The sequence below is a fragment of the Streptomyces sp. NPDC048424 genome (assembly GCF_040651555.1).
In the GTDB taxonomy this organism is placed as follows: Bacteria; Actinomycetota; Actinomycetes; order Streptomycetales; family Streptomycetaceae; genus Streptomyces.
Map to the genome: position 1 here is coordinate 1 of NZ_JBEZKE010000056.1, position 22,493 is coordinate 22,493.

Sequence of the window (22,493 nt, forward strand, 5' to 3'; positions counted from 1 at the left end):
CTTGCCGACGCCGTACCCGCCGTCGAGGTAGACCCCGCGCGGGCCGGAGGGGGCCGCAGCCGCCCGCCCGGCCCGCCGCCCGGCTGGCCCGGCGGGGTCGGGTCCCCGGGACGGGCCGTAGGACGGTCCCGGGGCGGGCCCCTGGGACGGGCCGCCGGGTCCGGTGCCCGGGTCCGTGCCCGGGTCCGTGCCCGGGTCCGGGTGCGGTCGGGCCGCCGGGGCAGGCGTGCGGTGGGGAGCCGTCGGGGCCGGGCCGGGCGCCGGCCCTCCAGGCCTCCCTGGCGGTCCGGAAGGCATGTCGCCGAGGGGATGTGCCGGCCTCCGGTCATCGCAGGGCGGAGGGTTCGGGCCGTTCGGCCGTCAGGTTTTCACAGGCGGACCAGGGTGATCTCGGTGGCCTTCACGCTGGTCCACACGTCGGCCCCGTCGGCGAGGCCCAGTTCGGACGCCGCCTCCGGGGTGATCTCCGCGACCAGGTCGGGCGCATCGGCCGAGGCGATCAGCACGCGCAGCCGGCTGCCGACCGCGGTGATCTCCCGTACGGTGCCCGGCCAGACGTTGCGGGGGCTGCCGGCGGGGCGGTCCCGGTGCACCGACACCGCCTCCGGGGCGATGATCGCCAGCGCCTGCGCCCCCTCGGGCAGTGCCTCCGCGACGACGAGCCGTCCGCCCTCGGCGAGGGCCAGCCCGTCCGCCGACGCGATGCCCGGCCAGGCGTTGCGCCCCAGCATGCGGGCCACCCACGGGGAGCGCGGATGCCGGGTCACCTCGGCGGGCGGCGCGTCCTGGAGGGTGCGGCCGTCGGCCAGTACGAGGACCCGGTCGGCCAGCGACACCGCCTCGACGGGATCGTGCGTGACGATGAGGCAGACCCCGCCGAAGCCGGCCAGGTGCGTGCGCAGCGTGTGCCGGACGCGGGCCCGCGTGGTCTGGTCGAGGGCGGCCAGCGGCTCGTCGAGCAGCAGCAGCCGCGGACGGGCGGCCAGCGCGCGGGCCAGGGCCACCCGCTGGGCCTGTCCCCCGGACAGCTGGGCCGGCTTGCGCTGGGCGAGGTGCCCGACGCCGAGCCGGTCCAGCCAGGCCTGCGCCTCGCGGCGGGCGTCGGCGCGCGGCACCCCGTGTGCGCGCAGTCCGTACGCCGTGTTCGCCAGGGCGCTCAGGTGCGGGAACAGCGCACCGTCCTGCGGGACCCAGGCGACCTGCCGCTTGTGCGGGGGCAGCGCGGTGACGTCGGCGTCGCCGAGCCGGAGGTCGGCGTGGGCCCGGGGAGTCAGGCCGAGCAGGGCACGCAACAGGGTGGTCTTGCCGGCGCCGTTCTCACCGACGACGGCGATGGTGGTGCCCGGTTCGGCAGCCAGGGTGAGCTGGTTGAAGCCGGTGACGGTGGCCTGCAGCGGCCAGTGGCCGGTCTCACGCGGTGCCGACTCCGGCACGGACTGCGGCGGTGCGGCCGTCTCCGTGGCGGGACCGGCGTCGGGCGCGGCGATGGGCGAGGCGACGGGCGCCTCGTCCGGGACCTGCGGCGTGACGACCGCCTCGCGGGCGGTCACCGGGGTCCCCGTCCAGCGGCCGCGCAGGGCGATCAGTACGGCCATGGCGATCGCCAGCAGCAGCAGCGAGACGGAGGTGGCGGCCTCGGGCTGGTCCTGGAGCAGCAGGTACACCTGGAGCGGCAGGGTCTGGGTGGTGCCGGGCAGGTTCCCGGCGAAGGTGATGGTCGCGCCGAACTCGCCCAGCGCACGGGCCCAGGTGAGCGCGGCTCCGGCGATCAGGCCGGGGGCCACCATGGGCAGGGTCACCGTGAAGAACACCCGGACCGGCGAGGCGCCGAGCGAGGCGGCGGTCTCCTCGTAGCTCTGCTTGAGCCCGCCGAGGGCCCCCTCCAGGCTGATGACCAGGAACGGCATGGCGACGAAGGTGGCCGCCACGACCGCGCCCGAGGTATGGAAGGGCAGGGTGATCCCGAAGGCGTCCTCCAGCCAGGGCCCGAGCAGCCCGCGCCGGCCGAAGCCCAGGAGCAGGGCGACACCGCCGACGGTCGGCGGCAGCACCATCGGGAGCAGCACGAGGGAGCGGACCAGCGCCTTGCCCTTGAAGGGGACGCGGGCCAGCAGCCAGGCGAGCGGCACGCCGAGGAGCAGCGAGAGGCCGAGGGCCCACAGGGACACCAGGAGCGAGAGCTTCAGCGCCTCGACCACGCCGGGGCTGCCGAGATGGGCGCCGAGCTCGCCCCACTGGGTGCGGGCGAGGATGCCGATGAGCGGCATCAGCAGGAACGCGACGGCGAGCAGCGCGGGGATCGCCAGGGTCAGCGGGGGCCGGGTGCGGGTGCGGAGTCTGCTCATGGGTGTTCCTGGCTGGGGAGGGGGGACGGCGGGGGAAGGATCGTACGGAGGGACTCGCGCGGGCACGCGGAGAGGGGCTGCCCGTCCCCCCGGACCGGACAGCCCCTCGTCATGCGGACGTCGGCGGCGCTCAGACCTTCTGGAAGCCCGCGTCCTGAAGGATCCTCTGGGCCTCAGGGGTGCTCAGCCAGGCCACGAAGGCGGCGGCGGCCTCGGCGTTCTTGGACTGCTTCAGCGTGGCGGCCGGGTAGGAGGCCACGGCGTTCTGCTCGTCCGGGATGTCCACCGTGACGACCTTGTCGCCGGACTTGGCGGAGTCGGTCTTGTAGACGAGGCCGGCGTCGGCCTCGCCCAGCTCGACCTTGCTCAGCACGGCGCGGACGTTGGGCTCCTGGGAGACCGGCTTCACCTCGACCTTCTGGGCGTCGAGGATCTGCTTGCTGTAGCGGCCGACCGGCACCTCGGGCGCGGCGAGCACGACCTTGAGCTTGGTGTCGGCGAGGTCCTTGAGCTCGTCGACCTTGAACGGGTTGCCCTTGCCGGTGGCGATGACCAGGCGGTTCTTGGCGATGATCGTGGGCTCGCCGGTCTCGGCCTTCAGCCCGTCCATCGTCTTGGTGTCGGCGGTCACCAGCGCGTCGGCCGGGGCGCCCTGCTTGACCTGCGCGGCGAGCTCCTGCGAACCGGCGAAGGAGAAGGTGATCTTCGTGCCGGGGTGGGTCTTCTGGTACGTCTCGCCCGCCGTCTTGAAGACGTCGGTGAGGGAGGAGGCGGCGAGGACGGTGAGGTTCGCGGCCTTGGGCTCGGCGGAGGCGGAGGCCGAGCCGGGCGTGGAGCCGGCGGCGGGCTTCTCGTCGGCCTTGCCACAGGCGGCCAGCGGTACGAGCAGGGCGGCGGTCAGCGCGGCGGCCGCGGCGCGGCGGCGGGTCAGGGTCGGGAACATGAGCAGGGGCTCCTCGGTCGGGTCGGCGGCCGGCAGGTGCCGGTTCCGCGCGGTGGTGACCCGCGCCGGTGACGGGCGGAGCGGGTGGGGACGTGCGGTGGTGCTGAGCGGGGGTGCGGGGACCGCGGGGGACGGCGGGGACCGCGGACGGCGCCGTCCGGGGTTCAGGTGCGGTCGATGTGCACGCTGGTGGACTTCACGCGGGCGGTGGCCTGCATGCCGACCTCCAGCCCGAGCTCCTCGACGGCCTCACGGGTGAGCAGCGAGACCAGACGGTGGGGACCTGCCTGGATCTCGACCTGGGCGGCCACGTCGCCGAGTTTGACGGCGGTGACGATGCCGGGAAAGGCGTTGCGTGCCGAGGTGTACGGCTCACCGTCCTCGGTGTGTGCGCCCTGGCCCACCTCGACGGAGAAGGCCGCGAGGTCACGGCCGTTGATCAGGCGACGGCCGGCTTCGTCGCGATGGGTCACGACGCGGCCCGCGTCGGCCCAGCGGCGCGCGGTATCCGGGCTGACGCCCAGCAGACGTGCCGCCTGTCCGATGGTGTAGGACTGCATGTGCGACAAGGTAGGCGCACGTATGGCGCGTTTGCAATTCTGTTGGGCTCATCTCTATGGCAGATGCCATGCCTCTTGGTGTATCTGCCAAAAGTCGTTCCGCTCCGCCCCGTCCGCCTCGCTAGAGTCGGGGCATGGCTGATGAGGTATCGGGAACGGAATCGGGCACGGTGCGGGTCGACGCGTGGATCTGGTCCGTGCGTCTGACGAAGACCCGCTCGATCGCGGCGACCGCCTGCCGGGCGGGCCATGTGAAGGTCAACGGGGAGCGCGCGAAGCCGGCGCAGGCGGTGCGCGCGGGTGACGAGGTACGGCTCTTCCACGCGGGGCGCGAGCGGATCGTGGTGGTGAAGCGGCCCGTGTCCAAGCGGGTGGGAGCCCCCGTCGCCGCCGAATGCATGATCGACAAGAGCCCGCCGCCGCCGACCCCCGTGGAGGCCGCCGTGGTCGGCATCCGCGACCGCGGCGCCGGCCGCCCGACGAAGCGCGAACGCCGCGAGATCGAATCCCTGCGCGGCCGCCCGTAGCCTCCGGCAGTCCGGCGGTACGAGCCGGGCCGCCCGCGCGGAACACCTGACCCCCGGACCCGCGGTCCGGGGGTCAGGTCTTGCGGTACGCGTACGCCTCGGTGGCCGCCGAGGCCACTTCCCGGAGGGGGAGGCCGCTGGAGGCGGCGACCACGGCGGCCACCGCGCCCTCCAGGAAGGGGGCGTCCACCAGCCGGGAGTCCGGCGGGAGTTCGTCGTCCAGCAGCAGGGCCTTCACCGTCAGGACCGAGCTCCCCAGGTCCGCCAGCAGTGCGACCCCGGCGCCCCGGTCCACCTCCCGCGCGGCCGCGACGATCCGCTCCGCGCTCGTGCCGAGCCCGTCGGCGGCGGTGCCGCCCGCAGGGGCCACCGGGGCCAGGGGGCCGCCCGCCGCCAGGCCGCGCGCCAGCTCCGCCACCGACTCCGCGACCGACGCGCTGTGCGACACGAGCACGATGCCCACCAGGGCCTCGCCCGGGCCCGCTTCCGGGCCGGTCATCGCGCCTCCCCGCCCGACTCCGCCACGTCCGCCAGCGCCCGCAACAGCAACGCCGACGAGGTCGCGCCCGGATCCTGGTGTCCGATGCTCCGCTCGCCCAGGTAGCTGGCCCGGCCCTTGCGCGCCTGCAGCGGAACCGTCGCCAGCGCGCCGTTCTCCGCCGCGTCCGCGGCCGCCCCGTACGACGTGCTCAGCGCGGCCACCCCCGGCACCAGCGCGTCCAGCATCGTCTTGTCGCCCGGCGCCGCCCCGCCCAGCTGCGCCACCGCCGTCACTCCCGCGGACAGGGCCTCGCGCAGCTCCGTGTCGGAGACCTCGGCGGCCTCGCCCAGCGCCTTGCCGGTGCGCCGCAGCAACGTTCCGTAGAGGGGCCCCGACGCGCCGCCGACCGTCGAGATGAGCGTCCTCCCGGCCAGCTGCAGCACCTCGCCCGGCGCCGCCGGGTCCTCCGCCTCCAGAGCCGGGAGCACCGCCGTGAAACCCCGGAGCAGGTTGCTGCCGTGGTCGGCGTCGCCGATGGGGGAGTCGAGCTCCGTCAGCCGGTCCGCCTCCCGCTCGACCGCGGCCGCGGCGGCCGCCATCCAGCGCCGGAAGAAGTCTGCGTCACGCACCGGATCTCCTCGCCTCGCATCGGTCTGGCCCGTCCCACGACACCTTACGGTCAGCGGCCCACCGCAGCGCTGCGGTCCGGACGGGCGCGTCCCACAGCCGCGCCCCGTGCGCTCCCGCGTTGCCCATGGACCCTCCGCCGGGCGGACGCCCGGCGGAGGCAGGGGAGGCAGCGGACGTCGGCGGGGTCCGGGCGGCCGTGGCTACAGGCCGATGTCCCGGCGGCTCATGTCGTCCAGGGACTCACGGCGTACGAGCATCCGCGCGGAGCCGTCCCGGACCGCGATCACGGGCGGCCGGCCGATCAGGTTGTAGCCGGAGGCCATGGACAGGTGGTACGCGCCGGCGGCGGGCACCGCGAGGAGGTCGCCGGGCCCCACGTCCGCGGGCAGCAGCACCCCGTCCGCCAGTACGTCACCCGCCTCGCAGTGCCGGCCCACCACGGTGACCAGGGAGGGCGCGGCGGTCGAACGGCGGCCGATCAGCCGGGGCGCGTACCGGACCCCGTACAGGGCGGGCCGCGGGTTGTCGCTCATCCCGCCGTCGACGGCGACGAACGTACGCCCCGAGGTCTCCTTGACCGTGAGGACCCGGTAGACGGCCACGCCGGCGGGGCCGACGAGGGCGCGCCCGGGTTCGATGGTGAGGCGCGGAACGGGCAGCTTCGCGTGGGCGCAGCCGTCCTTCAGCTCCGCGTGGATCCGGCGGGCCAGCATGCCGATGTCGAGGCGGTCCTCGCCGGGGCGGTAGGCGATGCCGTGGCCGCCGCCGATGTTCAATTGGGGCAGTTCCAGGCCGTGGTGGTCCCGCACCTGGGTCATGAGGCCGATCATCCGGCGCATCGCGGCGACGTACGGCTTGACCGAGGAGATCTGGGAGCCGATGTGGCAGTGCAGTCCCACGAGTTCGAGGCGGGGCTGGGCGAGGATCCGGGCGATGGCGTGCTGGGCGGAGCCGTCCGTGATCGACAGGCCGAACTTCTGGTCCTCCGTACCGGTGCGGATCTTGGCGTGGCCGCCGGCCGCGATGCCGGGCACGACCCGGATCATGACCTGCCGGCGGTCGCCCTCGGGCACGATCTCCGCCAGCCGGGCGATCTCCGACGTGCTGTCGAGGACGATGCGGCCGACACCGAGCCGGACGGCGGCGCTCAGGTCCTCGGGACTCTTGGCGTTGCCGTGCAGCACGATCCGCTCGGCCGGGAAGCCCGCGGTCATGGCGAGGCCCAGCTCGCCGGCGGAGCAGACGTCCAGGCCCAGGCCCTCGTTCTCGACCCAGCGGGCCACGGCCCGGCAGAGGAACGCCTTGGCGGCGTACACGACGTCCGCGTCCGGGAAGGCGGTGCGGTAGGCACGGCAGCGGTCGCGGACCTCGCCCTCGTCCAGGACGTACAGCGGGGTGCCGAACCGGTCGGCGGCCTCGGTGAGGGAGACGTCGGCGACGGTGACGTCGCCTTCGGCGGCCGGGCGGGAGGAGGCCGGCCAGATGGACAGCTCCACGGAGGGGTACGCGCTCGGCGACGGGTCCGGGGTGGCGGCCCGGTCCCGGGCCGAGGAAACGGAGGTGACGGTCATGGCTACCCCTCAGCCGATCAGGAGGTTCATGCAGGAGACGACCGCGGCGGCGCCGGTCACGCGCAGGACGCCGATGTGCTGCGGATCCCAGTCGCGCCAGGCCGGAAGCGGCTTGGCGGTGGCGGGGACGGGAGCAGGGGCGGAGAACTGCGGGTCGACCGTGAGGCGGTGGACGCCCAGCGGCTCGGCGAGGGCCCGCAGCGCGGGCTCGGAGAGCCTGATCCAGGTCTGGCCGGTACCCAGAGTGGCGGTGAGCCGCCTCTCGGAGGTGAAGCCGACTGCCGTGCGCTCGCCGGGCGGGGTGCGGAAGAAGCGGGCCGAGCAGCCCGCGGGTCCCGGCCGGACGGGGACGTAGAGAGGTCCGGCCGGGACGGGTTCGGAAGGCTCGGGGTCCTCGGGGTGCGTTGCCGTAGACATGCTGTTCCTCCTGGTGGGGAGCGTGCGACCGCGCTCCGGGCGGAGGGCCCGGGGCGCGCTTCGGCGAAGGTATGCCCGTCGGCCGGTCAACGCCCCCGGCGCTGACGCATGTTTGACGCACTTTCCCGGTGCGCTGACGCGATGTTGACGCCGCCCTTGCGGAGGGCGGTCGTCACGCGCAAGGACTGTGTCAGGGCAGCGTCAATGTCTTCCGGCTCCGCGGTGACCCGGTCGGTTTTCGCCCGATGATGATCGTGAGCAGCACTTGTGTGCCTCTGCCACCCAGGGAAGGGAAGCCCCCTGCGCGGATCGGGGCGGTTCGGCGTGAGGAGGCGCGTGACGTGGTGGAGGCGGTTGCCAGGCCCGGAAGGCTGAAGGTCTTTCTCGGGGCGGCCCCCGGTGTGGGCAAGACGTACCGGATGCTCGACGAGGGGCGGCGCCGGGCCGACCGGGGGACGGACGTGGTCGTCGCCTTCGTCGAGTGCCACGGACGCCGCCTGACCGAGGAGAAGCTGGCCGGTCTGGAGGTCGTGCCCCGCGCGGAACGCACGTACCGGGGAATCCGGTTCCCGGACATGGACCTGGAAGCCGTCCTGGAACGGCGGCCCGAGGTGGCACTCGTCGACGAACTCGCCCACTCCGTCGTCCCCGGAGGCGGCCCCGCCAAGCGCTGGCAGGAGGTGGAGGAGCTGCTCGCCGCCGGGATCGACGTGGTCACCGCCGTCAACATCCAGCACCTGGAATCCCTCAACGACGTCGTCGAGAAGATCACCAGGGTGCCGCAGCACGAGACCGTGCCGGACGCGGTCGTGCGGCGGGCCGACGAGATCGAGCTGGTCGACCTGCCGCCCGAGGCCCTGCGGCGGCGGATGGCGCACGGCAACATCCACGCCCCGGAGAAGGTCGACGCGGCGCTGGCCAACTACTTCCGGGTCGGCAACCTCACCGCGCTGCGGGAGCTGGCCCTGCTGTGGCTGGCCGGACGGGTGGACGAGGCGCTGCAGAAGTACCGCGCCGAGCACGGCATAGGCCGCGTGTGGGAGACCCGGGAACGGGTGGTCGTGGCGATCACCGGCGGACCCGAGGGCGAGACGCTCATCCGGCGGGCGGCCAGGATCGCGGCCCGCTCGGCGGGCGGCGACCTCCTGGCCGTGCACATAGCGCGCAGTGACGGCCTCGCCGCCGGAGCATCGGCCTCCGCGCTGGTTCGCCAGCGCGCGCTCGTCGAGAGCCTCGGCGGCAGCTACCACTCCCTGGTCGGCGACGACGTGGCCACGGCGCTCACCGAGTTCGCCCGCGCGGAGAACGCCACGCAGCTGGTCCTCGGAACGAGCCGGCGCGGGCGGGTCGAACGCTTCCTCACCGGGCGGGGCACCGGAGAGACCATCGTCGGGCTGTCCGGGGACATCGACGTCCACATGGTCACGCACGAACGGGCGGGGAGCGGAAGGCTGTTGCCGTCGAGGCGGCGGACGCTGCCGACCTCCCGGCTGATCGCCGGACCGGTCCTGGGGCTCGTCCTGCCGTTCGCGCTCACCTTCCTCCTCGACCACACCAGGGGCAGCCTCAACCTCACCAGCGAGGCCCTCCTCTTCCTGCTGGCGGTGGTGGGGGTCGCGTGCGTGGGCGGCGTGGTGTCGGCCGTCGTCGCGTCCGTGACGGCCTCCCTCCTGCTGAACTACTGGTTCATCCCGCCGGTCGGAGAGTTCACCATCGCCGAGCCGAACAACATCCTCGCGCTGGTGGTGTTCGCGGTGGTCGCGGGGACCGTCGCCGGGGCCGTCGACCGGTCGCTGCGGCTGTCGCGCAGGGCCGCCCGGGCGACGGCCGAGGCGGAGACGCTCTCCTCGCTCGCCGGCTCCATCGTGCGGGGGGACCAGGCCGTTCCCGCGCTCCTCGAACGGACACGGGAGACCTTCGGAATGGAGTCGGTCGAGCTCACCGACGAACCGGTCCCGAAGGACGCCTCCGTCGTACGGGTCGCGGTGGGACGGGACACGCACCTCGTCCTGCGGGGCCGTCCGCTGCCCAGCTCCGACCGGCGGGTCCTGGTGGCCTTCGCCGCGCACGTCACCGTCGCGGTCGAGCGGGCCCGACTGGCCGAGGCGGCCGCCGAGGTCGAACCCGTCAAGGCCGCCGACCGGATGCGTACCGCACTGCTCGCCGCGGTCAGCCACGATCTGCGCACCCCGCTCGCCGCGGGCTGGGCCGCCATCGAATCGCTGCGCGCCGGCGACGTGGAGTTCAGCGACGAGGACCGGGCCGAACTCCTCGCCACCGCAGACGAGTCGATGGCCCGGCTCAACCGACTCGTAGAGAACCTCCTGGACATGAGCCGGCTCCAGGCCGGAGCGCTGAAACTGGAGCTGCGGGCCACCGACTTGATGGAGGTACTGCCCGCCGCACTGGACGCCCTGCCCACCGACGCTCCCGCCGTCGACAGCCGAAGCCTCGAGCACGCCCCGGCCGTACTGGCCGATCCGCCGCTGCTGGAACGCGTGGTCGCCAACCTGCTCAACAACGCGGCCCGGCACACCCCGCCCGGACGGCACGTACTGCTGACGGCGAGCGCGCTCGACGACCGCGTCGAGATCCGGGTGGTCGACCGCGGGCCCGGAATACCGGAGGCGGACCGGGAGAACGCCTTCGTGCCCTTCCAGCGCCTCGGCGACACCGACAACACCACGGGCGTCGGGCTCGGGCTCGCCCTCTCCCGGGGTCTCGCCGAGGCGATGGGCGGCACGCTGACGCCCGAGGACACCCCCGGAGGCGGCCTGACCATGACCCTGTCGCTCCCGGCGGCCCCCGGACTCCCCGCTCGGCACCTGACGCGAGATTGACGGGTCAACTCCCGTACGACATCGTGACGGCCGCCCGCGTGGCCCTCCCCGGCATCGGCCCGGGTCACGTCGTGGCGTCGGCCGGAAGCTCGCCCGTCACCGGACGGGCGTCTCCGGCGATGGGCAGGGTGAGGACCATCGTCAGGCCGCCGCCGGGGGTGTCCTCGGCGGTGAGGGTGCCGTCCATGGCCTCCAGGAAGCCCTTGGCGACCGCCAGCCCCAGACCGACGCCGGTGCCGGCGGGCGCGTCCCCGTGCCGCTGGAAGGGTTCGAATATCCGGTCCTTGGCCTCGTCGGGGACACCCGGACCCCGGTCGACGACGCGCAGTTCCAGCCGGTCCGCGAGGGCGCTGGCGGAGACGTGGACGGGCTGGCCGGCGGGGTTGTACTTGACGGCGTTCTCGACGATGTTGGCGACGGACCGCTCCAGGAGGCCGCGGTCGACGGCGACCATCGGCAGGGTCTCGGGGATGTCGAGGTCGACGCTGTCGTCGGGGACCCCGGCCAGGGCCATCGGGACGACCTCGTCGAGGTCGGTCACGCGGAGCAGCGGGACGACGGTACCCGTCTGGAGGCGGGACATGTCGAGGAGGTTGCCGATCAGGTGGTCGAGGCGGTCGGCGCCGTTCTCGATGCCTTCCAGCAGGTCGCCCCGGTCCTCCTCGGACCATTCCACGTCGGTGGAACGCAGCGAGGTGACGGCGACCTTGATGCCCGCGAGCGGGGTGCGCAGGTCGTGGCTGACGGCGGCGAGGAGCGCGGTCCGGATCTGATTGCCCTCGATCAGGCGGCGGGCTTCCTCGGCCTCGTCGACCAGGCGCTGGCGGTCCAGTACGACGGCCGCCTGCGCGGCGAACGCGCCGAGGACGCGCCGGTCCTCGGCCGGCAGGACCCGGCCGGTCAGGGCCAGGGCCATGTTCTCGCCGATGGGCATGTCCACGTCGGCGTCCTCGGGCCGGGTGACCGGGTTCCGGCCCGTGCTGCCCGCCGTGGTCCACGGCTCGACGTCGGTACCCCGCTCCAGCAGCGCGACGGATTCCATGGAGAAGGTCTCGCGGACCCGCTCCAGCAGTGCGTCGAGGGCGGTTTCGCCGCGCAGGATGCTGCCCGCGAGGAAGGAGAGGATCTCGGACTCGGCGCGCAGCCGGGCGGCCTGGTGGGTGCGGCGGGCGGCCAGGTCGACCACGGAGGCCACGGACACGGCCACCCCGACGAAGATCGCGATGGCGACGATGTTCTTGGGGTCGGCGATGGTCAGCTTGTGGACCGGCGGGGTGAAGTAGTAGTTCAGGAGCAGCGAGCCGAAGGCCGCCGAGGCGAGCGCGGGGAGCAGCCCGCCGAGGAGCGCCGCCGCCACCGTGAAGGTGAGGAACAGCAGCATGTCGTTGGCGAGCCCGAGCTCGGGTACGACCTGGCTGAGCAGCACGGTGAGCAGGGCGGGCCCGGCGAGGCCGGCCAGCCAGCCCCAGACGAGGCGGGAGCGGCCGAGCCGCGCGCCCTGGGGGACGGGCAGGCTGCGGCGGCCCTTGGCGGCCTCGTCGTGGGTGACGATGTGGACGTCGAGGTCGGGTCCGGATTCGCGGGCGACGGTGGCGCTGACGCCGGGGCTGAAGACGGACTGCCAGGAACGGCGACGGCTGACGCCGAGGACGATCTGGGTGGCGTTGACCCCGCGGGCGAACTCCAGCAGGGCGTCGGGGACGTTGTCGCCGATGACGTGGTGGAAGGTGCCGCCGAGGTCCTCGACCAGGGTGCGCTGGACGGCCAGCTCCTTGGGCGAGGCGGCGGTCAGTCCGTCGCTGCGGGCGATGTAGACGGCGAGGACTTCGCCGCCCGAGCCCTTCTCGGCGAGGCGGGCGGCACGCCGGATGAGGGTACGGCCTTCCGGTCCGCCGGTGATGCCCACGACGATGCGTTCGCGGGCCTGCCAGGTGGTGCGGATGTCGTGCTCGCCGCGGTACTCCCGCAGGTATTCGTCGACCCGGTCGGCGACCCAGAGCAGCGCGAGTTCGCGCAGGGCGGTGAGGTTGCCGGGCCGGAAGTAGTTCGAGAGGGCGGCGTCGACCTTGTCGGGCTTGTAGATGTTGCCGTGGGCCATGCGGCGGCGCAGGGCCTGGGGGGACATGTCGACGAGCTCGATCTGGTCGGCGCGGCGCACCACTTCGTCGGGTACGGTCTCCCGCTGCCGCACGCCGGTGATCGTCTCGACGACGTCGCCCAGCGACTCCAGGTGCTGGATGTTGACGGTGGAGACGACGTCGATGCCGGCCTGGAGGAGTTCCTCGACGTCCTGCCAGCGCTTGGTGTTGCGCGAGCCCGGCACGTTGGTGTGGGCGAGCTCGTCGACGAGCGCCACCGACGGGCGGCGGGCGAGGATCGCGTCCACGTCCATCTCGGTGAACGCGGAACCCCGGTACTCCAGTTCGCGCCGTGAGATCTGTTCCAGACCGTGCAGCATCACCTCGGTGCGGGGCCGGTTGTGGTGCTCGACGAAGGCGACGACGACGTCGGTGCCGCGTTCCACCCGGCGGTGGCCCTCCGAGAGCATCGCGTACGTCTTGCCGACGCCGGGGGCCGAGCCCAGATAGATACGAAACTTGCCGCGTCCCATGACGTCATCCCTCGAAGCGGTAGCCCATGCCGGGCTCGGTGATCAGGTACCTCGGGTGGGAGGGGTCCGCTTCCAGCTTGCGGCGCAGTTGGGCCATGTAGACCCGGAGGTAGTTGGTGTTCTCGGAGTAGGTCGGACCCCAGACGTCGAGCAGCAGCCTTCGCTGGCTGATCAGCCTGCCGGGGTTGGTGATGAGGATCTCCAGGAGGTGCCACTCGGTCGGCGTCAGCCGGACACTGCGGTCGTTTCGCCTGACCTTCTTCGCGACCAGGTCGACGGTGAACTCGTCGGTCGTGACCATGGCGATCTCGTCGCCGGGCGCCGGAGCCTCCCGGCGGCGGACGGCGGCCCGCAGCCGGGCGAGGAGCTCGTCCATGCTGAACGGCTTGGTCACGTAGTCGTCGGCCCCCGCGTCCAGGGCCCGGATCTTCTCCTCGGAGGTGTGACGTGCGGAAAGGACGAGGATGGGCACGCCGTTGGTCTCCCGCACCTCCTTGATCACGTCGATGCCGTCGATGTCCGGCAGGCCGAGATCGAGCAGGATGACATTCGGCTTGCGCGTGGCTGCCAGCCGCAGGGCGGTGTTTCCGTCGGAAGCCGTCTCGACCCCGAACTTCCGCGCCTCCAGGTTGATCTTGAGCGCGCGGACGAGCTGGGCATCGTCTTCCACCACCAGCACCTTGATCATCGGTGTGGGGCCTTCCTCTGTCGTGGGTACGGGCCGGAGCCGACGGGACGCCGGGGTTTCCCCCTCACCCGGCGGTGGCCGGGGAAGATGCGCGTCCCGCCGGCTCCAGACCCTTGCCGTGCGGAATGTCAGCTCTTGGTCAGTGCCTTGAGCGCGGTGTTGAGTTCGAGGACGTTGACGCGGGGTTCGCCCATGAAGCCGAGGGTGCGGCCGGTGGTGTGGTCGGCGACGAGCTTCTCGACCTGTTCGACGTCGAGGTTGTTCTGTTCGGCGACGCGGCGGATCTGGAGCTTGGCGTACGCGGGGGAGATGTCGGGGTCGAGGCCGGAGCCGGAGGAGGTGACGGCGTCGGCCGGTACGTCCTCGGGCTTGATCGGGTGGCCGGTGGTGGAGTTGTCGGCGATGACGGCTTCCTTGGCGGCGATGACCTGGGCGCAGAGGGTTCCCTCTTCTGCGTCCTTGGTGCACTGGCCGTTGACGGCGCCGTTGTCGGCGGAGCGGTTGGTGGCTCCGGAGAGGATGAGTGAGTACTGGGTGTTGACGCTGTTGGAGCCGAGGCCGTTGGAGGGGCGGGGCTGGAACCACTTGAGGTCGGGCTTGGCGGCCTCTTCGGGGTCGTCGGGGTTCTGCTTGGGCAGGTTGTAGGTCTGTCCGATGAGGGAGGAGCCGACGACCTGGCCGCTCTCGTCCTTGATCTCGGAGCCGTTGGCCTTGTCGTTGAAGAGGGCCTGGGCGATCCCGGTGACGGCGAGGGGGTAGAGGACCCCGCAGATGACCGTGAGGACCAGCAGGGCCCGCAGACCCGCCCCGATCAACCGTGCCGTGTTGCCTACAGAGTTGTTCATGGGGTCAGCCGATTCCGGGGATGAGGGAGATGAGCATGTCGATGATCTTGATGCCGATGAACGGGGCGACCAGGCCGCCGAGTCCGTAGATCCCCAGGTTGCGGCGGAGCATCTTGTCGGCGCTGGTGGGCCGGTACTGGACGCCCTTGAGGGCGAGCGGGACCAGCGCGATGATGATCAGCGCGTTGAAGATGACCGCGGAGAGGATCGCGGAGTTCGGGGAGGACAGGCCCATGACGTTGAGCTTGTCGAGGCCCGGGTAGACCACGGCGAACATGGCCGGGATGATCGCGAAGTACTTCGCGACGTCGTTGGCGATCGAGAAGGTCGTCAGGGCGCCTCGGGTGATGAGGAGCTGCTTGCCGATCTCGACGATCTCGATGAGCTTGGTGGGGTTGGAGTCCAGGTCCACCATGTTCCCGGCCTCCTTGGCGGCCGACGTGCCCGTGTTCATCGCGACGCCGACGTCGGCCTGCGCGAGGGCGGGGGCGTCGTTGGTGCCGTCGCCGGTCATCGCGACCAGCTTGCCACCGGCCTGCTCCCGCTTGATGAGGGCCATCTTGTCCTCGGGCGTGGCCTCGGCGAGGAAGTCGTCGACACCCGCCTCTTCGGCGATGGCCTTGGCGGTGAGGGGGTTGTCACCGGTGATCATGACGGTCTTGATGCCCATCCGCCGCAGTTCGTCGAACCGTTCGCGCATGCCTTCCTTGACGACGTCCTTGAGGTGGATGACGCCCAGGACGCGGGCGCCCTTCTCGTCCTCGACGGCGACCAGGAGCGGGGTGCCGCCGGCCTCGGAGATCTTGTTGGCGAGGAGGTCGGCGTCGTCGGAGACGTGGCCGCCCTGCTCCTTGACCCAGGTGATGACGGAACCGGCAGCGCCCTTGCGGGTCTTCCTGCCGTCCACGTCCACACCCGACATACGGGTCTGCGCGGTGAAGGCGATCCAGTCGGCCTGGGTGAGTTCGCCCTGGTGGCGTTCGCGCAGGCCGTACTTCTCCTTCGCGAGGACCACGATGGAGCGGCCCTCGGGCGTCTCGTCGGCCAGGGACGACAGCTGGGCCGCGTCGGCCAGCTCGGCCTCCGTGGTGCCCTTGACCGGGACGAACTCCGAGGCCTGGCGGTTGCCGAGGGTGATGGTGCCCGTCTTGTCGAGCAGCAGCGTGGAGACGTCACCTGCGGCCTCGACCGCGCGCCCCGACATGGCGAGCACGTTGCGCTGGACCAGCCGGTCCATGCCCGCGATGCCGATGGCGGACAGAAGTGCGCCGATCGTGGTCGGGATCAGGCAGACGAGGAGCGCGGTGAGGACGATCATGGACTGCTTGGCGTCCGCGTAGACGGCGAACGGCTGCAGCGTGACGACCGCGAGCAGGAAGACGATGGTGAGGGACGCCAGCAGGATGTTGAGGGCGATCTCGTTGGGCGTCTTCTGCCGGGCGGCGCCCTCGACGAGGGCGATCATGCGGTCGATGAAGGTCTCGCCGGGCTTCGTCGTGATCTTGATGACGATCCGGTCGGAGAGCACCTTCGTGCCACCGGTCACGGCCGAGCGGTCCCCACCGGACTCACGGATGACGGGCGCGGACTCACCGGTGATGGCGGACTCGTCGACGGAGGCCACACCCTCGACGACGTCACCGTCACCGGGGATGATGTCGCCGGCCTCACAGACCACCAGGTCACCGATCCTCAGCTCGGTGCCGGGGACCTGCTCCTCGGTCTGTCCGTTGAGGCGGCGGGCGACGGTGTCGGTCTTGGCCTTGCGCAGGGTGTCGGCCTGGGCCTTGCCACGGCCCTCGGCGACGGCCTCCGCGAGGTTCGCGAAGATCGTGGTCAGCCACAGCCAGACGGTGATGGCCCAGCCGAACCAGTCCGTCGGGTCCTTGATCGCGAGGACGGTGGTGACGACCGAGCCGATCAGGACCACGAACATGACCGGGGACTTGATCATGATCCGCGGGTCGAGCTTGCGGACCGCGTCGGGGAAGGACTTCAGCAGCTGCGCGGGATCGAACAGGCCTCCGCCGACGCGCCCGGCGCCAGGCTTGTGACCGGTGGGCACGTCCTGGTGCGGAGCCCTTGTGGGAGTGGCGGTGCTCATGATGCGAGCCCTTCGGCGAGCGGACCCAGCGCCAGGGCCGGGAAGTAGGTGAGTCCGGTGATGATGACGATCGTGCCGACGAGGAGGCCCGCGTAGAGCGGCTTGTCGGTGCGCAGGGTGCCCGCGGTCTCGGGGACGGGCTTCTGCTCGGCGAGCGAGCCGGCGAGCGCGAGGACGAAGACCATGGGCAGGAAGCGGCCGAGCAGCATGGCGATGCCGATGGTGCTGTTGAACCACTGGGTGTCGGCGTTCAGGCCGGCGAAGGCGGAGCCGTTGTTGTTGGCGCCGGAGGTGCAGGCGTAGAGGATCTCCGAGAAACCGTGCGCGCCCGTGTTCGTCATCGAGTTGCCCGGGGTGGGCAGGGCCATCGCCGCCGCGGTGAAGCAGAGGACGAGGGCGGGGGTGATGAGGATGTAGCAGGCGGCGAGCTTGATCTCGCGGGTGCCGATCTTCTTGCCCAGGTATTCGGGGGTGCGGCCGACCATCAGGCCGGCGATGAACACGGCGATGATCGCCATGATCAGCATGCCGTAGAGGCCGGAGCCGACACCACCGGGTGCGATCTCGCCGAGCTGCATGCCGAGCAGCTGGATGCCGCCGCCGAGCCCGGTGAACGAGGAGTGGAAGGAGTTGACGGCGCCCGTCGAGGTCAGCGTGGTCGCGACGGAGAAGATCGACGAGGCGGCGATGCCGTACCGGGTCTCCTTGCCCTCCATCGCGCCGCCGGTGACCTCGAAGGCCGGGCCGTGGTGGGCGAACTCGGTCCACATCATCAGCGCGGTGAAGCCGACCCAGATGATGCCCATCGTCGCCAGGATCGCGTAGCCCTGGCGCAGGTTTCCGACCATGCGGCCGAAGGTGCGGGTCATCGCGAAGGGGATGACGAGGATCAGGAAGACCTCGAAGAGGTTCGAGAACGGGGTGGGGTTCTCGAAGGGGTGGGCGGAGTTGGCGTTGAAGTAGCCGCCGCCGTTCGTGCCCAGCTCCTTGATGACTTCCTGCGAGGCGACCGCGCCGCCGTTCCACTGCTGGGCGCCGCCCATGAACTGGCCGACCTCGTGGATGCCGGCGAAGTTCTGGATGGCACCGCACGCGACCAGGACGATCGCGCCGATCACCGAGATCGGCAGCAGGATACGGAGCACTCCGCGGACCAGGTCCGACCAGAAGTTGCCGAGCTCACCGGTGCGCGAGCGGGAGAAGCCCCGTACGAGCGCCACGGCGACGGCCATGCCGACGGCCGCGGAGACGAAGTTCTGCACGGCGAGGCCGCCGGTCTGTACGACGTGGCCCATGGCCTGCTCGCCGTAGTACGACTGCCAGTTGGTGTTGGCGACGAAGGAGGCGGCGGTGTTGAAGGCCTGGTCGGGGTCGATCGCGACGAAGCCGAGCGAGCCGGGCAGGACGCCCTGCAGGCGCTGGAGCAGGTAGAGGAAGAGGACGCTGACGGCGGAGAAGGCGAGGACGGCGCGCAGGTAGGCGGGCCAGCGCATCTCGGCCGACGGGTTGGCGCCGATGGCCTTGTAGATCCACTTCTCCGGCTTGTAGTGCTTTTCGGAGGAGTAGACGCGGGCCATGTGGTCGCCGAGGGGGCGGTAGGCCAGTGCGAGTGCGGCGATCAGTGCGAGCAGCTGGAGCACACCAGCGGTTACGGGGCTCATATCAGTGCTCAGAACCTCTCCGGGTACACAAGGGCGAGGACGAGGTAACCCAGCAGGGAGACGGCCACCACGAGGCCGACGATGTTCTCGACGTTCACAGCTTGGTCACCCCTCGGGCGATGAGAGCCACCAGCGCGAACACCGCGACCGTGGTGACGACGAAGGCCAGATCGGCCATCGTGAGCTCCTGAGTTAAGTGGAAGAAATGAATCGGCCAGATGGCCGATGACGACATAACCGTGTCTTCAACCGGGTGTTAAGACGCTTTGACGGGGTCCATACGGGGGCGCGGGAACCCTTAACGCCCCCCTTACGGGGTGGGCGGCCCGCGGGCGATCAGGCCTGGTGAGGCAGGCCGGCCGTGTCCAGGGCGGCGCCCGCCTGAGCGGCCAGCGCGACGGCCACCAGACGGGCCTCCTCGGGCGGCAGGGGACGGCCCGGGTGCGGGTCGAGGAGGAACCGGCCGTAGTAGTGGCCGCCGCCGGTCACCCGCAGCTCGGTCTCGCCCTCGGGCCACTGCGCGTACTCGGTGATCCGGCTGCCGCGGCGCAGCCACACGCTGCCGTCGTGCTCCAGCCGGGGCAGCCGGCCCATCAGGGTTCCGTATTCGAAGCGGCAGCCCCGCAGCCCCAGCAGGCCGACCAGCTCCCGGCGCACGTACTCGACCACCGCCTCCGGCGAGCCGCCGCCCTCGACCAGCCGGGCGGTGCCCTGCAGGCTCGACAGGTGCGCGGTGTCCGTGACCACGACCGCCTGGAGCCGACGGGTGCGGACGGCCAGCTGGGAGACGATCAGGCCCACGGCGAGCAGCAGGACCGCTGTCTGGATCTCGTCGCCGTCAGCGATGGCGAACCGCTGGTAGGGCCTGGTCAGGAAGAAGTCGAACCAGGCGGCCGCCGAAAGGGCGGCCAGCGCACCGGCCGCCCGCGTGCCCAGGGCGGCGACCCCGACCACCACGACGACCATGACCAGCGCCTCGTTCGTCGCCGAGAGGTCCGCGCGGAAGGGCACGAGCGCGAGCGCGACGAGGAAGGGGGCCACGAGGCCCGCGACCAGTGCGAGGGGATCGCGGAGCCGGAACCAGTAGCAGGACATGTGAGGCCTCCCGTCCGGGCAAGCCGATCGTGAGGAAGAGCGTCGCTCAGAACTTCTCGGGCTTGATCAGGGCGACCACGAGATAGCCGAGCAGTGCGAGGGCGATGACCAGGCCGACCACGTTCTCCGCGTCCATGACGTCTGCTCCTTCTTCGCAGTCGGGCGCGCTCGCCCGGATCCAGCCTGCCCCTGCGCAGCGCCGGCGCAACACGGGGCGCCACCTCTTGACGGACCCCTTACGCCGCTCCCACCAGCGCGTATGGAACCCGTGAAGAGTGGTGGGGCGGACGTATGGAATGCGCCAAGAGTGCTGGCGGCCGCCTCGTACGGCTTCGACGCTGTTCTCACTTTGCTCATTCGGAGGGACCGGCGACATGGCCATGCACGTAGGAAAAACGACCACGGTCGCACAGGAGCCGGGCCGGGAGGAGCCCCCCGATGGCGGTGCGACCGGAGCCGGAGACCGCCACAGGCTGACCGCTCTCCAAGGGCTCGCCGCGCTGTCGCTCGACGCGATGGCGTCCGTGGCGTACGGACCCGAGTCGATCGTGCTCGTCCTGGCGGCGGCCGGTGCCTACGGCATGGGATTCACGCTCCCGGTGACCCTCGCGATCGCCGCCCTGCTGGCGGTGCTGGTGGCCTCGTACCGGCAGGTCATCGCCGCGTTCCCCGACGGCGGCGGATCCTACGCCGTGGCCAAGCGGCACCTCGGCCGGCGCACCAGCCTGGTCGCCGCCGCCTCGCTGATCCTCGACTACGTGCTGAACGTCGCGGTCTCCGTCACCGCCGGCGTGGCCGCCCTGACCTCGGCCTTCCCGGCGCTCCACGGTGAGCGCGTGTGGATCTGCCTCGCCGTCCTGGTCGTGGTCACCGCCGTGAACCTGCGCGGAGTCGTCGACTCCGCCAAGGCCTTCCTCCTGCCGACCGCGCTCTTCGTCGGGTCGATCCTCGCGATGATCACCGTCGGTCTCTTCCGCGACGGTCCGGTCAGCACCGCCTCCGCCGCCGGACACGCCTCCGCGCTCGGGGAGGGCGCCACCACGGTGGGCGCGCTCCTGCTGCTGAAGGCGTTCGCCGCCGGCTGCTCGGCGCTCACGGGTGTCGAGGCGGTCGCCAACGCCGTACCGTCCTTCCGCGCCCCGGCCGCCCGCCGCGCCCAGCGCACCGAGGTCGCACTCGGCGCCCTGCTCGGCGTCATGCTGATCGGCCTGTCCGTCCTCATCGGCCGCTTCCACCTCCAGCCCGTCGAGGGCGTCACCGTCCTCGCCCAGCTCGCCGACGCCTCGTTCGGGCACAACGCGGCCTTCTACGTCGTCCAGTTCGCCACCATGGTGCTGCTGGCGCTCGCCGCCAACACCTCCTTCGGCGGCCTCCCCGTGCTGATGAGCCTGCTGGCCCGGGACAACCACCTGCCGCACGTCTTCGCCCTCAAGGCCGACCGCCAGGTGCACCGCCACGGCGTGGTCTGGCTGGCGCTCGTCTCCGCCGTCCTGCTCGTCTTCTCGGGCGGCGACACCAACACCCTCGTACCGCTCTTCGCGATCGGCGTCTTCGTCGGCTTCACCATCTGCCAGGTCGGCATGGTCCGGCACTGGTACGGCGAGCGGCCGAAGGGCTGGCAGACCAAGGCCGCCCTCAACGGCTTCGGCGCGGTCCTGACCGGAGTCTCCGCCGTCGTGGTCACCGCCACCAAGTTCACCGAGGGCGCCTGGCTGATCGTCCTCGCCCTGCCGCTGATCGTCCTCGGCTTCGAGAAGGTCCACCGCGCCTACGCCGAGATCGGCGAGCGCCTCGAACTGGGCCGCGTCCCGCAGCCGCCGCACCAGGCCCACTCGCTCGTCGTGGTCCCCGTATCCGGTCTGTCCCGCCTGACCTGCCAGGCCCTCACCGCCGCCCGCTCCCTCGGCGACGAGGTCCTCGCCGTCACCGTCACCCATCCCACGGCCGATGACCGGCTGGCCGCCGAAGCCCTGCGCCGCGACTGGGAGTTGTGGAAGCCCGGCGTCGAGCTGATCGAACTCTCGTCGGAGACCCGCTCGCTGGGCCGCCCGGTATCGGCGTACGTCCGCAAGCTCGCGCAGACCCACCCGGACGCCCAGGTCACCGTCCTCATCCCGGAGACCGAACCCGCGCACCTGTGGCAGCGGCTGCTCCAGAACCAGCGCGGCTCCGTCGTCGCCCACGCGGTCCGCCGCGACACCGACGCCGTCATCTGCCGCCTCCGCTTCCGCATCACGGCGGAAGCCGAACGCTCCACGATCCCCGGGCCCGGCTGAAGTCCGACAAGACCTCGTCAGAGGGTCGTCAGGGCGCTTGAGCCCCACGCCGCGCACCAGTTGGATGGACGTCGTGAACAGCGGTCAGCGCCATGACGACAGCCGGCGCAGCGCCACCCGCCCTCGTACTCCCCGTACTCGATGCGGAACCACACCTCACCGCACGGCCGCGCCCCCCGGCTCCTCGGCCGCCCGCCGCCGTGCCCGTCCACTGGAAACCCTCATGTCTTCGTTCCTGTCCGGCCGGACCATCATGGTCACCGGTGCCACCTCCGGCATCGGCTACGAGAGCGCCCGCCTGCTCGCGGAGCGCGGTGCCACCGTCCTGCTCCACGGCCGCACCGCGGCGGAGGCCCGGGCGGCGGTGATGCACCGCACCGCGTCGATCATGTGGAACGACCCCAACCGCACCCGCCGTTACTCGAGCCTCGCGGCCTACGCACAGTCGCGGCTCGCGCTCACCGTCTTCGTGGCCGACCCCCGTGTCGCCGCCGTGTCCGTCAACCCCGGCGTCTGCGAGACCGCGCTGAGGCCGCTGTACGGACACGAGGGCGCAACGCCCGCCGAGGGCGCCGCCCACGTCGTGCGGCTGTGCGACCCGGCCGTCGAGATCGTCTACGGCGCCTACTACGACCGCGGCGAGCGGAGGGAACCCGCCGCGGGCGCGACCGAGGAGCGCACGGTCAAGCGGCTGAACAAGCTCGCCGACCAGCTCGCCGACCAGCTCGTCGGCCACTCCGTCTGACGGGGTGGCCCACCAGTCCGCACCCGGCCGCAAGGCCGGCCGGCGCCGGCGCCGGCGCCGGGCGGCGCCGGGGCCCCCCGGGGGCGGCCCACCCCCCCGCTCGGAAGAGCACACCTCTGAACACCAGTCACAAGGTTGTTGATCGCGTATGCCG

General features: G+C 71.9%; 20 protein-coding genes. 4 read left to right on the forward strand and 16 right to left on the reverse strand.

What is annotated here, in order from left to right:
• Positions 1-368: 368 nt before the first annotated feature.
• The 3 genes from AB0D29_RS37380 to AB0D29_RS37390 form a co-directional block, all read right to left on the reverse strand.
• Complete coding sequence (locus AB0D29_RS37380) at positions 369-2,345, reverse strand: ABC transporter permease (protein WP_362860303.1); 1,977 nt, start codon at positions 2,343-2,345, stop codon at positions 369-371.
• Positions 2,346-2,475: 130 nt separating this feature from the next.
• A complete protein-coding gene (modA, locus tag AB0D29_RS37385) occupies positions 2,476-3,288 on the reverse strand; it encodes a molybdate ABC transporter substrate-binding protein (RefSeq protein WP_362860304.1) in 813 nt (270 codons plus the stop codon).
• A gap of 164 nt (positions 3,289-3,452) precedes the next feature.
• Positions 3,453-3,848: a helix-turn-helix transcriptional regulator gene (locus AB0D29_RS37390; RefSeq protein WP_362860305.1), complete on the reverse strand. Its 396-nt coding sequence runs from the start codon at positions 3,846-3,848 to the stop codon at positions 3,453-3,455.
• A gap of 134 nt (positions 3,849-3,982) precedes the next feature.
• Between AB0D29_RS37390 and AB0D29_RS37395 the strand changes: the two genes are divergently transcribed.
• Entirely contained in the window at positions 3,983-4,375 is a 393-nt protein-coding gene (locus tag AB0D29_RS37395; protein ID WP_351286745.1) for an RNA-binding S4 domain-containing protein, read from the forward strand.
• A gap of 73 nt (positions 4,376-4,448) precedes the next feature.
• Here the strand turns inward: AB0D29_RS37395 and AB0D29_RS37400 are convergent, their stop codons facing one another.
• The 4 genes from AB0D29_RS37400 to AB0D29_RS37415 form a co-directional block, all read right to left on the reverse strand.
• Entirely contained in the window at positions 4,449-4,874 is a 426-nt protein-coding gene (locus tag AB0D29_RS37400) for a PTS fructose transporter subunit IIA (RefSeq protein WP_362860306.1), read from the reverse strand.
• A complete protein-coding gene (dhaL, locus tag AB0D29_RS37405; protein ID WP_362860307.1) occupies positions 4,871-5,485 on the reverse strand; it encodes a dihydroxyacetone kinase subunit DhaL in 615 nt (204 codons plus the stop codon). The genes AB0D29_RS37400 and dhaL overlap by 4 nt, the downstream gene beginning before the upstream one ends.
• Positions 5,486-5,686: 201 nt before the next feature.
• On the reverse strand, positions 5,687-7,057 hold the full coding sequence (gene lysA / locus AB0D29_RS37410) for a diaminopimelate decarboxylase (RefSeq protein WP_362860308.1): 1,371 nt from the start codon (positions 7,055-7,057) through the stop codon (positions 5,687-5,689).
• A gap of 9 nt (positions 7,058-7,066) precedes the next feature.
• Positions 7,067-7,474, reverse strand: coding sequence for an SAV_915 family protein (locus AB0D29_RS37415; RefSeq protein ID WP_362860309.1), 408 nt, complete (start codon positions 7,472-7,474; stop codon positions 7,067-7,069).
• A gap of 344 nt (positions 7,475-7,818) precedes the next feature.
• Between AB0D29_RS37415 and AB0D29_RS37420 the strand changes: the two genes are divergently transcribed.
• Positions 7,819-10,314, forward strand: coding sequence for an ATP-binding protein (locus tag AB0D29_RS37420; RefSeq protein ID WP_362860319.1), 2,496 nt, complete (start codon positions 7,819-7,821; stop codon positions 10,312-10,314).
• A 64-nt stretch (positions 10,315-10,378) separates the two neighbouring features.
• Here the strand turns inward: AB0D29_RS37420 and AB0D29_RS37425 are convergent, their stop codons facing one another.
• The 9 genes from AB0D29_RS37425 to kdpF (AB0D29_RS37465) all read right to left on the reverse strand — a co-directional run bounded on the left by AB0D29_RS37425 (position 10,379) and on the right by kdpF (AB0D29_RS37465) (position 19,454).
• Positions 10,379-12,925, reverse strand: coding sequence for a sensor histidine kinase KdpD (locus tag AB0D29_RS37425; protein ID WP_362860310.1), 2,547 nt, complete (start codon positions 12,923-12,925; stop codon positions 10,379-10,381).
• Between the two features lie 4 nt (positions 12,926-12,929).
• On the reverse strand, positions 12,930-13,613 hold the full coding sequence (locus AB0D29_RS37430) for a response regulator (protein ID WP_362860311.1): 684 nt from the start codon (positions 13,611-13,613) through the stop codon (positions 12,930-12,932).
• 128 nt (positions 13,614-13,741) lie between these two features.
• Positions 13,742-14,458 carry a potassium-transporting ATPase subunit C gene (locus AB0D29_RS37435; RefSeq protein ID WP_362860312.1) on the reverse strand — a complete coding sequence of 239 codons (717 nt, stop codon included), beginning with the start codon at positions 14,456-14,458 and terminating at the stop codon, positions 13,742-13,744.
• Between the two features lie 4 nt (positions 14,459-14,462).
• Entirely contained in the window at positions 14,463-16,562 is a 2,100-nt protein-coding gene (gene kdpB / locus AB0D29_RS37440) for a potassium-transporting ATPase subunit KdpB (protein WP_362860313.1), read from the reverse strand.
• Positions 16,559-18,223 carry a potassium-transporting ATPase subunit KdpA gene (gene kdpA / locus AB0D29_RS37445; protein ID WP_362860314.1) on the reverse strand — a complete coding sequence of 555 codons (1,665 nt, stop codon included), beginning with the start codon at positions 18,221-18,223 and terminating at the stop codon, positions 16,559-16,561. The genes kdpB and kdpA overlap by 4 nt, the downstream gene beginning before the upstream one ends.
• Before the next feature lie 8 nt (positions 18,224-18,231).
• Positions 18,232-18,321: a K(+)-transporting ATPase subunit F gene (gene kdpF / locus AB0D29_RS37450; RefSeq protein ID WP_136227956.1), complete on the reverse strand. Its 90-nt coding sequence runs from the start codon at positions 18,319-18,321 to the stop codon at positions 18,232-18,234.
• Positions 18,318-18,458, reverse strand: a complete 141-nt coding sequence (locus tag AB0D29_RS37455) for a hypothetical protein (RefSeq protein WP_362860315.1) — start codon at positions 18,456-18,458, stop codon at positions 18,318-18,320. The genes kdpF (AB0D29_RS37450) and AB0D29_RS37455 overlap by 4 nt, the downstream gene beginning before the upstream one ends.
• 101 nt (positions 18,459-18,559) lie before the next feature.
• Positions 18,560-19,318 carry a DUF4118 domain-containing protein gene (locus tag AB0D29_RS37460; RefSeq protein WP_362860316.1) on the reverse strand — a complete coding sequence of 253 codons (759 nt, stop codon included), beginning with the start codon at positions 19,316-19,318 and terminating at the stop codon, positions 18,560-18,562.
• A gap of 46 nt (positions 19,319-19,364) precedes the next feature.
• Positions 19,365-19,454: a K(+)-transporting ATPase subunit F gene (gene kdpF / locus AB0D29_RS37465; RefSeq protein WP_285527747.1), complete on the reverse strand. Its 90-nt coding sequence runs from the start codon at positions 19,452-19,454 to the stop codon at positions 19,365-19,367.
• A 238-nt stretch (positions 19,455-19,692) separates the two neighbouring features.
• Between kdpF (AB0D29_RS37465) and AB0D29_RS37470 the strand changes: the two genes are divergently transcribed.
• The gene (locus AB0D29_RS37470) at positions 19,693-21,594 is read left to right on the forward strand and encodes an APC family permease (protein ID WP_362860317.1); all 1,902 of its coding nucleotides are present in this window, start codon (positions 19,693-19,695) and stop codon (positions 21,592-21,594) included.
• 223 nt (positions 21,595-21,817) lie between these two features.
• Positions 21,818-22,339: an SDR family NAD(P)-dependent oxidoreductase gene (locus AB0D29_RS37475; RefSeq protein WP_362860318.1), complete on the forward strand. Its 522-nt coding sequence runs from the start codon at positions 21,818-21,820 to the stop codon at positions 22,337-22,339.
• Positions 22,340-22,493 lie beyond the last annotated feature (154 nt).